General features: G+C 72.5%; 16 protein-coding genes. 11 read left to right on the top strand and 5 right to left on the bottom strand.

What is annotated here, in order from left to right; all coding sequences use genetic code 11:
* Window positions 1-3 precede the first annotated feature (3 nt).
* Complete coding sequence (locus KBX26_RS04880) at window positions 4-594, top strand: FABP family protein (protein ID WP_030327763.1); 591 nt, start codon at window positions 4-6, stop codon at window positions 592-594.
* Between the two features lie 3 nt (window positions 595-597).
* Here the strand turns inward: KBX26_RS04880 and KBX26_RS04875 are convergent, their stop codons facing one another.
* A complete protein-coding gene (locus KBX26_RS04875; protein WP_051708108.1) occupies window positions 598-1,479 on the bottom strand; it encodes an aminotransferase class IV in 882 nt (293 codons plus the stop codon).
* 68 nt (window positions 1,480-1,547) lie between these two features.
* Between KBX26_RS04875 and KBX26_RS04870 the strand changes: the two genes are divergently transcribed.
* The 4 genes from KBX26_RS04870 (at window position 1,548) to KBX26_RS04855 (ending at window position 4,990) form a co-directional block, all read left to right on the top strand.
* The gene (locus KBX26_RS04870) at window positions 1,548-1,976 is read left to right on the top strand and encodes a Fur family transcriptional regulator (protein WP_030327761.1); all 429 of its coding nucleotides are present in this window, start codon (window positions 1,548-1,550) and stop codon (window positions 1,974-1,976) included.
* Complete coding sequence (locus tag KBX26_RS04865) at window positions 1,973-3,085, top strand: folate-binding protein YgfZ (protein ID WP_030327760.1); 1,113 nt, start codon at window positions 1,973-1,975, stop codon at window positions 3,083-3,085. Before KBX26_RS04870 ends, KBX26_RS04865 begins: the two co-directional genes overlap by 4 nt.
* A gap of 23 nt (window positions 3,086-3,108) precedes the next feature.
* Window positions 3,109-3,936 carry a 3-keto-5-aminohexanoate cleavage protein gene (locus tag KBX26_RS04860; RefSeq protein WP_210859728.1) on the top strand — a complete coding sequence of 276 codons (828 nt, stop codon included), beginning with the start codon at window positions 3,109-3,111 and terminating at the stop codon, window positions 3,934-3,936.
* 94 nt (window positions 3,937-4,030) lie between these two features.
* Complete coding sequence (locus tag KBX26_RS04855) at window positions 4,031-4,990, top strand: asparaginase (protein ID WP_210864815.1); 960 nt, start codon at window positions 4,031-4,033, stop codon at window positions 4,988-4,990.
* A gap of 185 nt (window positions 4,991-5,175) precedes the next feature.
* Here KBX26_RS04855 and KBX26_RS04850 read toward each other — a convergent pair whose 3' ends face one another.
* The gene (locus KBX26_RS04850; protein WP_307857748.1) at window positions 5,176-5,973 is read right to left on the bottom strand and encodes an alpha/beta hydrolase; all 798 of its coding nucleotides are present in this window, start codon (window positions 5,971-5,973) and stop codon (window positions 5,176-5,178) included.
* A gap of 112 nt (window positions 5,974-6,085) precedes the next feature.
* Between KBX26_RS04850 and KBX26_RS04845 the strand changes: the two genes are divergently transcribed.
* From KBX26_RS04845 to KBX26_RS04820, 6 genes are all read left to right on the top strand, one after another.
* Entirely contained in the window at window positions 6,086-6,694 is a 609-nt protein-coding gene (locus KBX26_RS04845; RefSeq protein WP_210864814.1) for a helix-turn-helix transcriptional regulator, read from the top strand.
* Window positions 6,691-7,341: a hypothetical protein gene (locus tag KBX26_RS04840; RefSeq protein ID WP_030327755.1), complete on the top strand. Its 651-nt coding sequence runs from the start codon at window positions 6,691-6,693 to the stop codon at window positions 7,339-7,341. Before KBX26_RS04845 ends, KBX26_RS04840 begins: the two co-directional genes overlap by 4 nt.
* A gap of 71 nt (window positions 7,342-7,412) precedes the next feature.
* On the top strand, window positions 7,413-7,727 hold the full coding sequence (locus tag KBX26_RS04835; protein ID WP_030327754.1) for a DUF2516 family protein: 315 nt from the start codon (window positions 7,413-7,415) through the stop codon (window positions 7,725-7,727).
* Window positions 7,724-8,611, top strand: a complete 888-nt coding sequence (locus tag KBX26_RS04830; RefSeq protein ID WP_030327753.1) for an alpha/beta fold hydrolase — start codon at window positions 7,724-7,726, stop codon at window positions 8,609-8,611. Before KBX26_RS04835 ends, KBX26_RS04830 begins: the two co-directional genes overlap by 4 nt.
* Window positions 8,612-8,622: 11 nt before the next feature.
* Window positions 8,623-9,360, top strand: a complete 738-nt coding sequence (locus KBX26_RS04825) for an alanyl-tRNA editing protein (RefSeq protein ID WP_030327752.1) — start codon at window positions 8,623-8,625, stop codon at window positions 9,358-9,360.
* Window positions 9,361-9,416: 56 nt separating this feature from the next.
* Entirely contained in the window at window positions 9,417-10,331 is a 915-nt protein-coding gene (locus KBX26_RS04820; protein ID WP_030327751.1) for an SDR family oxidoreductase, read from the top strand.
* Here the strand turns inward: KBX26_RS04820 and KBX26_RS04815 are convergent.
* The 3 genes from KBX26_RS04815 to KBX26_RS04805 are packed head-to-tail and all read right to left on the bottom strand — an operon-like array spanning window position 10,322 to window position 13,220.
* The gene (locus KBX26_RS04815; protein ID WP_030327750.1) at window positions 10,322-11,290 is read right to left on the bottom strand and encodes a YafY family protein; all 969 of its coding nucleotides are present in this window, start codon (window positions 11,288-11,290) and stop codon (window positions 10,322-10,324) included. The two genes, KBX26_RS04820 and KBX26_RS04815, sit on opposite strands and share 10 nt — an antisense overlap.
* Window positions 11,291-11,313: 23 nt before the next feature.
* Window positions 11,314-11,955: a response regulator transcription factor gene (locus tag KBX26_RS04810; protein ID WP_030327749.1), complete on the bottom strand. Its 642-nt coding sequence runs from the start codon at window positions 11,953-11,955 to the stop codon at window positions 11,314-11,316.
* Window positions 11,952-13,220, bottom strand: coding sequence for a sensor histidine kinase (locus KBX26_RS04805; protein WP_247680194.1), 1,269 nt, complete (start codon window positions 13,218-13,220; stop codon window positions 11,952-11,954). The genes KBX26_RS04810 and KBX26_RS04805 overlap by 4 nt, the downstream gene beginning before the upstream one ends.
* Between the last annotated feature and the right edge of the window lie 4 nt (window positions 13,221-13,224).

Here is a 13,224-nt window from a genome sequence, read left to right as displayed (position 1 = left end):
CTGGTGAGCGACGAGAATCCGCTGCAGCCGCCGTGGCTGAACGCGCCGCCGGTCGAGGAGTACCCGTTCGAGGAGAGCCACGACCTGCGGGTCGGGCCGAAGCTGCACCCCGCGCTCGACGCCCTGCTGCCGTACATCGGGCTGTGGCGTGGCCGGGGCAAGGGCGGCTTCCCCACCATCGAGGATTTCGACTACGCGCAGGAGATCCGGATCAGCCACGACGGCCGGCCGTTCCTGCACTACGAGTCCCGTGCCTGGATCCTCGACGAGCAGAGCAGGCCGGTCCGTCCGGCCGGTCGCGAGGTCGGCTGGTGGCGTCCGGTGCTCGTGGACGGGCGCGCGACCGACGAGCTGGAGGCGCTGCTGACCACCCCGACCGGGGTGATGGAGCTGCACCTGGGAAAGCGCACCGGCACGCAGGTCGAGTTCGCCACCGACGCGGTGATCCGGACTCCGACCGCCAAGGAGGTCACCGGCGGCCACCGGCTCTTCGGCATCGTCGAGGGTGCGTTGCTCTACGCCCAAGAGATGGCCGCCATGGGTCACGGGCTCAGCCCGCACCTCTCCGCCCGGCTGGTCCGGGTCGGCGGCTGACGCTCAGTCGACGGGGAAACCGAGCAGGGCGTGCAGGGCGGGGGTGCGCGGGCAGTGCTCCCGGCGCACCCCGTCCAGCATCCGCACCTCGGCGAGCCCGCGCACCGATGAGCTGAACCAGACCCCGTCGGCGGCGTGCAGCTCGGCCGGCGTGACCATCCGTTCGGAACCGTCCAGGCCCAGCTCGTCGGCGTGGGCGAGCAGCCAGGCGGCGGTGGTGCCGGGCAGGATGCCGGTGGTGGCGGCGGGCACGGTGCAGAGCGTGTCGCCGGTGAGCCACACCACGTTGGCGATGGGTCCCTCCAGCGCGTACCCATCGGACGAGACCCAGAGCACGTCGTCCACGCCAGCCCGGCGGGCCCAGCGGCGGGCGGCGCTGTTGACCGCGTACGAGGTGGATTTGATTCCGGCCGGTAGCCAGTCGAGCCCGGTGCGCGCGTCGGCGGGCACCCCCAGCGGCAGGATCGCCACGGTGATCCCGTTGCGTCGAGCTGCCTGGGAGGACGCCGGCACCGGGTTCACTGTGGCGTAGACGGTCGGCGGGCCGCCGGCTTCCGAGCCCCGGGTGCAGACCAGCCGTAGCGCGCCCTCCACCGTCGCCGGCCAGCCCGCGCGCACGGTGTCGAGCAGGTCGATGAGCGCGTCGACGGGGGGCAGCTCAAGGTCGACGGCGGCTGCCGCCGTGGCCAGCCGGGCCAGGTGCTCGTCGCGCAGCCACGGCCGGCCCTGGCGCAGGTGCATTGACTCGAAGAGGCCGTCGCCGTGCAGGACACCCAGGTCGTCGGCGCGCAGGACGGGTTCGTCGGCCGGGACGAGACCCCGGCCGAGAACAGCGATCCGGGCACTCGCTGCGGTCGGGGCCGTGCCGACGGGTGGCGTCACCATGACCGTCGAGCGTAGCGGCGGCCCGTCGCAGGCAGGAGTGGCCGCGATTGCCGAACTATGATCGGACGGTGTCCGAATCCTCCCTCGCGGAAATGCTGCGGTCCCGTGGACTGCGGCTGACGGCCCAGCGGCAGCTCGTCCTCCAGGCGGTGCTCGATCTGGGCCACGCCACCCCGGAGCAGGTGCACACCGCGGTGCGGGAGGTCGCCGCCGGCGTCAACATCACCACCATCTACCGCACGCTTGAGCTGCTGGAACGGCTCGGCCTGGTCACCCACACGCACCTGTCGCACGGCTCGCCGACCTATCACGCGGCCGGTGAGCACCAACACGTCCATCTGGTCTGCCGGGAGTGTGGCGCGATCGACGAGATCGATCCGGAGCTGCTGCGCCCCCTCGCCGACCAGTTGGCCGCGCAACGGGGGTTCCGGGTGGACATCGGGCACGTGTCACTCTTCGGCGTCTGCGTACGCTGCGAGAACGGGGACGACAAATGATCGACATCGCGGGCGCGGTGGCCGTCGAGAGCATCGACGAGGCCAGCCGCGACCAGCCGGATCCGGCGCACGTCGCGGCCGGCGTGCGGGGAGTGGCCGCGCACTACGGCGACCCGCTGCGTGAGCAGCGCACCCTCGACACCGCTGTCGGTCTGGTCGACCGGTCGCATCGAGGGGTCATCGCGGTGCCCGGGGAGGACCGGGCCGGCTGGCTGCACACGATCACCTCGCAGCACCTGAGTGCCCTCTCCGCCGGTGACGGCACCGAGTTGCTGGTGCTGTCGCCGCACGGCCACGTCGAGCAGCACGCCATGGTCGCCGAGGACGGCGAGACCACCTGGCTGGACACCGAGCCCGGCGCCACCGAGGGCCTGCTGACCTACCTGGAGAAGATGCGGTTCTTCAGCAAGGTCGAACCACGCGACGCGACGGCCGAGCGGGCGCTGTTGTCGCTGGTCGGGCCGGCGGCCATGGAGGCGCTCGGCACGTTGGGCGTGACCGGGCTGGCCGCGCCGGACGTGGTCGCGGTGCCGGGTCCGAAGTTTCCGCACGGTGCCGTGCCACAGCGGGCCGGCGCTCGGTACGACGTGAAACCGCTGCCGATCGGCGGCTGGGCCCGACGTGGCCCGCTCGGGGTGGACCTGCTGGTGCCCCGGTCGGCGATGGACCAGGTGGTGGCGGAGTTGCGCGGCGCCGGCGTGCCGGTCGCGGGGCTCTGGGCGTACGAGGCGATCCGGGTGGCCGCCCGGCAGCCGCGGGTCGGGGTGGACACCGACCATCGGACCATCCCGGCCGAGGTCGACCTGATCGCCCCGGCGGTGCACCTGGACAAGGGTTGTTACCGGGGGCAGGAGACGGTGGCGCGGGTGCACAATTTGGGTCGGCCGCCGCGTCGCCTCGTACTGCTACATCTGGACGGGGTGACCACCGATCAGCCGCCGGTGGCCGGTACGCCGGTGACCCTCGACGGCCGGGCCGTCGGCTTCGTCGGCACCGCCGTGCTGCACCACGAGCTGGGTCAGGTCGCCCTCGCGGTGCTGAAGCGCAACGTGCCGGACGACGCCGCGTTGCTGATCGGCGAGACGGCGGCGGCGATCGACCCGTCCTGACCGGGCCGTCTAGGATCGCCGGCATGACAACAGGGACGTTGATCACGGTGGCCCCGACCGGCGCTGAGTCGGCCAAGGCGGAGGTGCCGGCGCTGCCGGTGACCCTCGACGAGTTGCTGCTCACCGCCAAGGAGTGCGAGGCGCTCGGCGCCGCCGTGATCCACGTCCACATCCGCGACGACGAGGCCCGGCCGACGCTGGACCCGGTGCGGCTGGCCGACACGGTGGCGGCGCTGCGGGAGGGCACCGACCTGATCGTGCAGCTCTCCACCGGCGGTGCGGTGACCGACCCGGAGGCCGCCCGGCTCGCCGTCCTCGACGCCCGTCCGGACATGGCCTCCTGCACCATGGGCACTGTCAACTTCGGCGACGACGTCTTCCTCAACCGCTGGGAGTTCATCGTCGACCTGCACACCCGGATGCAGGAACGCGGGATCGTGCCGGAGTACGAGATCTTCGACCTCGGCCACCTGTCGGCGTTGCAGCGGTTGCTCGGCAAGTACGGGCTGCCGGCCGGCGGGCACGTGCACGTCGACTTCGTGATGGGTGTGCCGGGTGGCATGCCGGGCACCACGGAAACCCTGGTCGCGGCCCACCGGATGCTGCGGGACCTGCCCGAGGGCACCACCTTCTCGGCCACCGGTGTCGGCCGGAGCACACTTGCGGTCCTGCTGGCCTCGCTGTCGGCGGGCGGGCACCTGCGGGTCGGTATGGAGGACACCGTGACGTACGCGAAGGGTCGCCCGGTGGAGTCCAACATGCAGCTGGTCGCCCGCGCGGTGGGTTTCGCCCAGCTCGCCCAGCGTCCGCCGCTGACCACCACCGAGGCCCGCGAGCTGCTCGGGCTGTAAGGCCGGGTCTGTCCCGCGCCCCTGTCACCCGGGCGGTGGATGTCCTGGTCACCCCGGTGCCGGGCACCCCCGAACCGTCGGTACCGTCCACCGCGTGACGAAGACGTACGAGGGCGGCGCGCCGCTCGCCGAGGTGGTCCGGTCCGGGTTCGTGGAGGGTGCGCACCGCGGCTCGGTGGTGGTGCAGGACGCCGCCGGTGTCGCGGTGGCGTCCGCCGGGGACGTGGTCTCGCCGATCTTTCCCCGTTCGGCCAGCAAGCCGATGCAGGCGATCGGGATGCTCCGGGCCGGCCTGGCGTTGAGCGACCCGGCCGACGTGGCGCTGGTCTCGGCGAGTCACGCGGGCGAGGAATTCCACCTGGCCCGGGTCGGTGCGCTGCTGGAGCGCGCGGGGCTGGACGAGTCGGCGCTGCACTGCCCGCCCGACCTGCCGGTGGGCGCCGCAGCCCGGGAGGCGGTGCTGCGCGCCGGTGGCGGCCCGAGTCGGGTGCAGATGAACTGCTCCGGCAAGCACAGCGGGATGCTGCTGACCTGTGAGGCGGCCGGTTGGCCGCGGGACGGCTACTGGCGGCCGGAGCACCCGCTGCAGCAGCGGTTGCGGGCCGCCATCGAGGAGTTCACCGGCGAGCAGGCGGCGGCGGTGGGGGTCGACGGCTGCGGCGCCCCGGTGCTCGCCGTGTCGCTGACCGGCCTGGCCGGGGCGTACCTGCGGCTGGTCGACGCCGAGCCGGGCTCGGTGCCGCGCGCCGTGGCCGACGCGATGCGGGCGTACCCGGAGATCGTGGGTGGCACCCAGGCCGACGACACCCGGCTGATGCGTGGTGTTCCGGGACTGCTGGCCAAGGTCGGCGCGGAGGGTGTGATCGCCGTGGCGGTGCCGGGCGTCGGCGCCGTCGCGTTGAAGATCGACGACGGCGCCGACCGGGCGCGGATGCCGGTGCTGGTCTCCGCGCTGCGCCGACTCGGCGTGGACGCCCCGGTGCTGGCCGAGTACGAAGAGGTGCCGCTCTTCGGCGGCGGGGTGCCGGTCGGAGCGGTCCGCCCGCTCTGGTGAGCGGCACTCCGGCATCGGTGGGGACGGCCGGCGTGGCTCACCGTCGGTGACCGTGCCGGCTGGCGGTGGCCCGAACATCGTGATGCCACAGCGGCATCACGATGCCGCTGTGGCATCACGCTCATTCGCGGGTCGGGCTCCGAACGGCCCGGTGTGCGTGCGGCCCGGCCTGCGTGCGGGGTTGATCAGCTCAGGAAGTCGAGCAGTGCGGCGTTGACCGGCTCCGGACGCTCCAGCGGCAGCAGGTGCGCGGCGTTCGGCACGTCGGGTAGGCGCACCGCGCCGGAGACCTCGGCGGCGATCCGGTCGGCGAGTCGGCTGATGTCCGGTACGTCCGCGGCGCCGGCGGTGACCAGGACGGGGATCGCCAGCTCGCCGAGACGGCCGATCGCCGGCGGGGTCAGCTCGCCCACCTCGACCGCGCCGAGCGCCAGCTCGGCGGCGAGGGCCCGCTGGTCCATCTCCTGCGCGAACGCGACCAGCTCGCTGTCGACGTCCTCCGGCTGCCGTCCCGGGCCGACCACCCAGAAGCGCACCTCACCGGCCGCGCCCGCGACGAAGTCGTCGGGGTCGACCTCGCCGACCAGGTTGTCCCACAGGTCGTTCGCCTCGTCGGACCACTCGTTGCCGGAGACCGCCGTGTCGAACAGCGCGAGCGCGCTCACCCGATCGGGGTGGGCCAGCGCGGTGTCGATGGCGACCGCTCCGCCGAACGAGCAGCCGACCAGGGCCGCCCGGGGCAGGTCGAGCGCGTCCAGCAGCCCGGCCACGTCGTCGTGGTGCGTGAACGGGGCCGGGGGGAGCTCCGAGTCGCCGTAGCCGCGCAGGTCAGGGACGATCACCCGGTGTCGGGTGGCGAGCGCGGACACCTGCCCCCGCCACATCCGCCGGTCGGCGATGCCGGCGTGCAGCAGGACGACGGGTGAACCGGTGCCGGCCTCGTCGTACGCGATGCTTGCTCCATTGACTGTGATCTTGTGCACGGTCGGACCGTACGGATCGACGGAGCGGCGCGCAAACGGGATGTTGAGACCTTGCTAACTATGGTTAGCATTTTGCTTGCAGGAGCTAGCGCCAGCGATTAGCGTCGCGGTCATGGCCACACCCAAGGACCTTCCCGACGTCGGCGGGTTCATCCGCGATCTGCGGCGCAACGCCAAGATCTCGCTACGGCAGCTCGCCGAGCAGGCCGGGGTCAGCAACCCGTACCTCAGCCAGATCGAGCGCGGCCTGCGCAAGCCCAGCGCCGAGGTGCTCCAGCAACTGGCGAGCGCGCTGCGGGTCTCCACGCCGGCGATGTACCTGCGCGCCGGTCTGCTGGACGACAAGGAAGGCCACGGGGTGCTCGCCGCCATCGCCGTGGACGCAGACCTGACGATGGCGCAGAAGCAGTCGCTCAGTCAGATCTACGAGACGTTCCGCCGGGAGAACACCCGGCTGGCCGAGGCCCAGGCCGAAGCCGACGCGGCTCAGGCCGGAGCCGGGGCGGCCCAGGCCGACCAGGCCGCCGACCAGCCCGCCAGCCAGGCCGCCGATCTGGCCAATGTGGCCGCCACCGGCCCCACCACCGTGGGCGGCACCCCGACCGAGGCCGTGCTCGAGTCGGTCGCCGTCACCGAGGCGGGCACCGCCCCCGCCCCGGGCAGCACCAGCATCCCCCAGAAGAAGAAGGCCGCCGAGGCGGCCGAAGAGGAGACGTCATGAGCGAGCCGAAGACCAACCGCATCCCCGCCCCGATCTACGCCGCAGCCGGTGCCGGCGAGCTGGCCATCGAGCAGCTGCGCAAGCTGCCGGCCGTGGTCGGCGTGCTCAGCACCCGGGTCGTCGCCGACCTGGGTGGTCGGGCTGTGCTGACCGGTTTCGAGCTGAAGCAGAAGGCCACCGAGACGCTGCGTACCGCCAACGAGAGCGCCGACCTGGCCAAGCTGCGCGAGGTGGCCGACATCGACAAGCTGCGCGCCGCCGCGACCCGCAACGCCGCCCTGGTGGTCGCGAGCGCCCAGGTCGCCCAGGAGCGGGCGTTCGCCGCGTACGGCGCGCTGGTCGCCCGGGGCGAGCGGGTCGTCGGCGCCGGCGTGCTGGAGGCAGCCGAGACTGTCAACGCCGACATCGAGGCCACCGAGGCCGTGACGCCGACCGCCACCGCCGCGACCGCCACCGCCGCCACCACCACCGCCCCGGCCCCGGCCCCCGTCGACACGCCGACCCCGGCCGACGTGGCCGAGATCGCCGAGGCCAAGCCGGCCGCGGTCAAGAAGGTCGCCCGCGCCCCGAAGGCCGTCAAGCAGGCCGAGACCCCGTCGGCGAAGCTGCCCCGGGCCACCAAGCGGACCCGCCCGGCGGCCGAGTAGCTCATCGGGTCGACGACCCCGGCGGCGTCCTTGTCGGACGTAGCCGGGGTCGTGGACATAAACTTGCCGACATGGCCAACGCCGCGCCGATCTTCGCGTTCGAAGTCCGCTACGTGATCGAGCTGATTCTGCTCGTCTTCGCGCTGATCATCCAGGGTGTCGCGCTGGTGCACGCCGTCACGCAGCGCTCCGACGCGTTCCCCGCTATCGGCACGCTGCCCAAGGGCGGCTGGATCGCCATCCTGGCGGTCTGCCTCGTGCTCACCCTGCTCGGCTTCGGTCCGATCAGCCTCTTCGGACTGATCGGCATCGCCGCCGCGCTCATCTACCTGCTCGACGTCCGGGTCGGTCTGCGCGACCTGAGCGACGGCAAAGGGTTCTGGTGAGAGGTTTTCGCTGGCCGCCCCCACCCGACAGCGGTCCCCGCACCTGGGGGCCGGGGCCGGGTGGGCCGCGTACCGGCCGGCCGGCGCTGCCGGAGCCGGAGACCGAGCTGGTCACCACCCCGCACGGCGTACGGCTGGAGCGGCTGGTCACCGGCACCGGTGACCCGGTCACCGTGTTCGCGCACGGTCTGGGCAACGGCATCGCCACCACCCGCCCGTTCGGCAGCGGGGTGAACGGCCGCAAGGTGTTCTTCCAGTTCCGCGGTCACGGCCGTTCCGATTCCCCGGACGGTCCGTGGGACTACCTGGACCTGGCCCGGGATCTGCGGGCGATCGCCGACCTCGGGCGGGCCAGCCGAGCGTTCGGCGCGAGCCTCGGTGCGGGTGCCCTCTGCCGGCTCCTCGCGGAGAGCCCGGAGCGTTTCGACAGGCTGGTCTTCTTCCTGCCGGCGGTCCTCGACGAGCCACGCGGGCCGGCCGCCCGGGAACGCATCACCGACCTGCTGGAGGCGGTGGAGAGCGGGGACGCCTCGGCGGTCGCCGACATCGTCACGCTGGAGTTGCCCCCGGCGGTGCGCAACACCCCGGCCGGCTGGGCGTACCTGCGGCAACGGCTCGACCAACTGCTCCGTGACGGTCTGGCCGACGCTCTGGCCACGCTCACCGACCAGACGCCGCTGCGCCGGATCAGTGACCTGGCGGCGGTCACCGCGCCGGCGCTGGTGATCGGTTGTGCGGGCGACGACCTGCACCCGGTCGAGGTCGCCGAGCGGCTCGCCGCCGCGCTGCCCCAGGCCACCCTGCACGTGTACGACCGGCCCGGGGTGCTCTGGTCGGAGCGCGCCGACCTGCGCGAGCGCATCTCCGGCTTCCTGAACGAGTAACCTGCCCTGTCATGGGCGTCACACAGCATGGCCGTACGCACCGGCTGGATCTTGCCGACCCGACACTGCGCGAATGGACCTGCACGGTGCTGCACGCCGATGCGGAGCAGGGCATCGTGCTGGACCGTTCCGCGTTCTACCCGGGCGGCGGGGGTCAACCACCCGACCACGGCGTGCTGCTCTGGCAGGGCGTGCAGACCCGGATCGTCGGCACCCGCAAGGGCGACGACCCGTACCTGATCCCCGCCGAGGGTGACCCGTTGCCGCCGGTCGGCACCGCTGTCGTGGGCGCGGTGGAGGACGAGCGCCGCACCCGGCTGATGCGCACCCACTCCGGGCTGCACGTGCTCTGCGGTGTGGTGTTCCGCGACTTCGGCGCGCTGGTCACCGGCGGGAACATGGAGCCGGGCGAGGCCCGGATGGACTTCAACCTGCCCGAGGTGCCCCCGGACTTCAAGGCCCGCATCGAGGAGCTGGTCAACGCCGAGGTGGCCGCCGACCGCTCGGTCGCCACGCGGGTGCTGCCGCGCACCGAGGCGCTGGCCCTGCCGGACATCATCCGCACCCAGTCCAACCTCATCCCGCCGGACGAGCAGGAGGTCCGCATCGTCGACATCGTCGGGCTGGACGTGCAGGCCGACGGCGGCACCCATGTCGCCTCCACCGCCCAGATCGGCAAGGTGCAGGTGGTCAAGGTGGAGAGCAAGGGCCGCGCCAACCGTCGGGTCCGCGTCCGGCTCGTTGATTAGATCGGGTAACCGAATTCGGACGTCGGCTGTCAGGTATTCCTGACACCGTCGCAGACATGACGCAACCGCTAACCGGAAAGATCGCGCTCGTCGCCGGTGCCACCCGGGGTGCCGGGCGGCAGATCGCCGTTCAGCTCGGCGCGGCCGGTGCCACTGTCTACGCCACCGGTCGCAGCACCCGGGCCGGCCGCTCCGAGATGGACCGACCGGAGACCATCGAGGAGACAGCCGAGCTGGTCAGCGCGGCCGGCGGCACCGGCATCGCCGTTCAGGTCGATCACCTGGTGCCCGAGCAGGTCCGCGACCTGGTCGCCCGGATCGACGCCGAGCACGGCCAACTCGACGTGCTGGTGAACGACATCTGGGGCGGTGACCCCCTGGTCACCTGGGACAAGCCGGTCTGGGAGCAGCCGCTCGACGCCGGCTTCCGCACCCTGCGACTGGCCGTCGACACGCACATCATCACCAGCCACTTCGCCCTCCCGCTGTTGATCCGCAAGCCCGGCGGGCTGGTGGTGGAGATGGGCGACGGGACCAAGGCGTACAACGACGAGAACTACCGGCTGTCGGTCTTCTACGACCTGGCCAAGGTCTCGGTCAACCGGCTCGCCTTCAGCCAGGCGCATGAGCTGAAACCGTACGGCTGCACCGCCGTCGCGCTCACCCCCGGCTGGATCCGCTCCGAGGCGATGCTGGAGCACTTCGGCGTGACCGAGGAGAACTGGCGTGACGGCGCCGCCACCGACCCGAACTTCCTCATCTCGGAGACCCCTGCCTTCGTCGGCCGGGCGGTGGCCGCGCTCGCCGCCGACGACGACAAGGCCCGCTGGAGCGGCAGGTCCGTCGACGCCGGCAGCCTGTCCAAGGTGTACGGGTTCACCGACCTCGACGGCAGCCAACCCGAGGGTTTCCGCTACATCACCGAGGTGGTCGACGCGGGTAAACCGGCGGACGTGACCGGCTACCGGTAGAGCGCGGCGAGCCGGTCGGCGCTCTGCGCGAACAACTGCCGCAGCTCGGGTGGGTCGAGGACCTCCACCTCGGGGCCGAGCCCCAGCAGTTGGTGGTACGCCACCGGGACCGACTCGACGGGCAACCGGGCCACCACCCACCCCTGCCCGTCGGGTTCGTTGGCGGTGGCGACCAGTTCGTCGTACACGAAGGGGGCATCGACCAGGTGCCGGAGCTGGCGCAGGCCGGCGGGGCTCAGCCGGACGGCGACCTCGGCCCGCAGCATGGTCCGCAGGAACGACCCGGCCTGCTCGCGCCAGTGCCCGGCCAGGTCGAAGCCCTCGTCACGGTCGAAGTGCTCGTCGCCCACCTCGACCCCGGTGACCCGGTCCACCCGGTAGGTGCGCACGTTCTCACCGACCCGGCCGACGAGATACCAGACCCCGCTCTTGAGCACCAGGCCGTACGGCTCCACGCGGCGGGTCACCTCCCGGTCGCCGCGTCGGTAGCGCAGCTCCACCACCCGGTCCGCCCAGACCGCCCGGGCCAGCTCGGGCAACCACTGCGGTGCCGCGGTCTCCCGGAACCAGCCCGGCACGTCCAGGTGGAACCGCTGCCCGGCGCGGGCCGGCGCGTCGCGCAGCGCGGGTGGCAGCGCGGCGAGCACCTTCAGCTCGGCGGACGCCACCGCGTCGGCGAGTCCCATCTCGCCCGCCGGCCCGGGCAGCCCGGCGAGGAACAGCGCCTCCGCCTCGTCCCTGGTCAGCCCGGTCAACCGGGTGCGGTACCCACCGAGCAGACGGTAACCGCCGGCCCGCCCCCGGTCGGCGTAGACCGGCACGCCGGCGGCGGAGAGCGCCAGCACGTCCCGGTAGACGGTCCGCTCGGAGACCTCCAACTCCCGGGCCAGCTCGCTCGCGGTCATCGACCCGCGCGCCTGCAGCAGCAACAACAACGAGATCAGTCGGGACGCGCGCACCCGCCCATCCTGCCCGGCCCCGCTCACCGCCCGCCGGGGGTCAGCAACCCCCTGTCGTACGCGGTGGCCACCGCGGCGGCCCGGTCGTTGACCCCGAGCTTGGCGTACACGTGCAGCAGGTGGGTCTTGACGGTGGCCTCGCTGATGAACAGGCGAGCCGCAGCCTCCCGGTTGGAGGCACCGCGCGCCACCATCGTGAGCACCTCCAGCTCACGCTGGCTCAGCGGCTCCTCCACCGGCGCGCGCAGCCGGCCCATCAGCCGGCCGGCGACGCTCGGCGCGAGCACCGAATCACCCCGGGCGGCGGCCCGTACCGCGCGAACCAGTTCCTCGCGAGGCGTGTCCTTGAGCAGGTAGCCGGTGGCACCGGCCTCGATCGCCGGCAGCACGTCCGCGTCCGTGTCGTAGGTGGTGAGCACCAGCACCCGGGCGGTGCTGCCGGCGCGGGTCAGGCGACCGATGGCGGTCACCCCGTCCATCCCGGGCATCCGCAGGTCCATCAGCACCACGTCCGGTAGCAGCGTCGCGACCAGTGCCAACGCCTCCGAGCCGTCCGCGGCCTCGCCGACCACCTCGAAATCGGGGTCGCCGGTGAACATTCCCCGCAGGCCGTCCCGTACCACCGGATGGTCGTCGACGATCAGCAGCCGGATCGAGGTGGTCACCCGGCACCTCCGGGTAGCGCGGGAACGGACGCCGAGATGGCGGTGCCGCCGCCCGGTTCGGACTCGACCGCCAACTCGCCGCCGACCCGGGTGACCCGTTGCCGCATGACGGTCAGCCCGTACCCGCCAGTCGGCTCCCGGGACGTCGGTTGGTCGGTGACCTCGAAGCCGGCCCCGTCGTCGCGCACGTCCAGGGTCACCACGTCGGCCATGTACGACAGGGTCAGCCCGACCCGTGAGGCGGCGGCGTGCCGGGCCACGTTGGCCAGCGCCTCCTGGGCGGCCCGCAGCAGGGTCACCTCGATCTCCGGGTGCAGTGGACGGGGCGTACCGGTGGTGGCGACCTCGGCCCGTATCCCGTGCAGGTCCGACCAGCGCCCGCCCAGCTCGACCAGGGCGTCCGGCAGCCGGGCCGTCTCCAGCGATTCCGGGCGGACCGCCCGCACCGAGCGGCGGGCCTCGGTGAGGCTCTCCCGGGCCAGCGCGAGCCCGTTGTCGACGTGCCGGCGCCAGTCGGCGGACCGGTCGCGGGTCTGCTCGGCCGCCTCCAGTTGGGTGATGATGCCGGCCAACCCCTGGGCGAGGGTGTCGTGGATCTCCCGCGCCATCCGTTGGCGCTCGTCCAGCACGCCGGCCTCCCGTGCCTGGATGAGCAGTTGGGCGTGCAGCCCGGCGTTCTCCCGGACCGTCTCGGTGAGTTGCCGGTTGGCTTCGCCGAGTTCCGCCATCAGTCGTCGGCGTTTGGCGTCCTCCTGTTCGGCGATGATGGCGAACCAGCTCACCGAGCCGGCCACGATCAGGTTGAAGAGCACCAGCAGCAGCCAGAGCGGCCAGTGCGACATCGCTATCACCAGGCCACCGCCCTGAGAGGTGGCGATGATGGCGGCGGTGGCTGTCACCCCGGCGATCCGCCAGCGCCTGGGCAGGACCGGAAAGGCGTGGATGTAACCGATCCAGGCGAAGAAGCCGTACCACGGACTGGCGGCTACCAGTGCGGCGCCGAAGGTGAGCAACCCGGCGTAGTAGACCGCCATCAGCCCGCGCCGGCTCTGCCAGCCGGGGTGCACTGTGACGAACCAGGCGACCCAGCATCCGGCTACCACGGCGATGGCGAGGGTGGGCAGCGCGCCGAGATGATGGGGTGCCGGTGCGACGAGGGCCAGCAGGGTGCCCAAGGCCAGCCCGCCGTAGGGAACCACGCGATAGAGGGTCGCTTCGTTCTTGCGCCACCTGGTCAGACGGTCGTGCTCGCCGCTGCTGGCCATCGAA

Source organism: Micromonospora sp. C97 (assembly GCF_018070385.1).
Taxonomy (GTDB): domain Bacteria; phylum Actinomycetota; class Actinomycetes; order Mycobacteriales; family Micromonosporaceae; genus Micromonospora; species Micromonospora parva.
The sequence above is the reverse complement of the archived record's forward strand: the minus strand, read 5'-3'. Positions and strand labels throughout refer to the sequence as shown.

Coding starts and splice junctions, on each gene's coding strand:
- KBX26_RS04875 (WP_051708108.1), bottom strand. CDS start 1,479: ATGGTGACGCCACCCGTCGGCACGGCCCCGACCGCAGCGAGTGCCCGG.
- KBX26_RS04865 (WP_030327760.1), top strand. CDS start 1,973: ATGATCGACATCGCGGGCGCGGTGGCCGTCGAGAGCATCGACGAGGCC.
- KBX26_RS04860 (WP_210859728.1), top strand. CDS start 3,109: ATGACAACAGGGACGTTGATCACGGTGGCCCCGACCGGCGCTGAGTCG.
- KBX26_RS04845 (WP_210864814.1), top strand. CDS start 6,086: ATGGCCACACCCAAGGACCTTCCCGACGTCGGCGGGTTCATCCGCGAT.
- KBX26_RS04840 (WP_030327755.1), top strand. CDS start 6,691: ATGAGCGAGCCGAAGACCAACCGCATCCCCGCCCCGATCTACGCCGCA.
- KBX26_RS04835 (WP_030327754.1), top strand. CDS start 7,413: ATGGCCAACGCCGCGCCGATCTTCGCGTTCGAAGTCCGCTACGTGATC.
- KBX26_RS04825 (WP_030327752.1), top strand. CDS start 8,623: ATGGGCGTCACACAGCATGGCCGTACGCACCGGCTGGATCTTGCCGAC.
- KBX26_RS04820 (WP_030327751.1), top strand. CDS start 9,417: ATGACGCAACCGCTAACCGGAAAGATCGCGCTCGTCGCCGGTGCCACC.
- KBX26_RS04805 (WP_247680194.1), bottom strand. CDS start 13,220: ATGGCCAGCAGCGGCGAGCACGACCGTCTGACCAGGTGGCGCAAGAAC.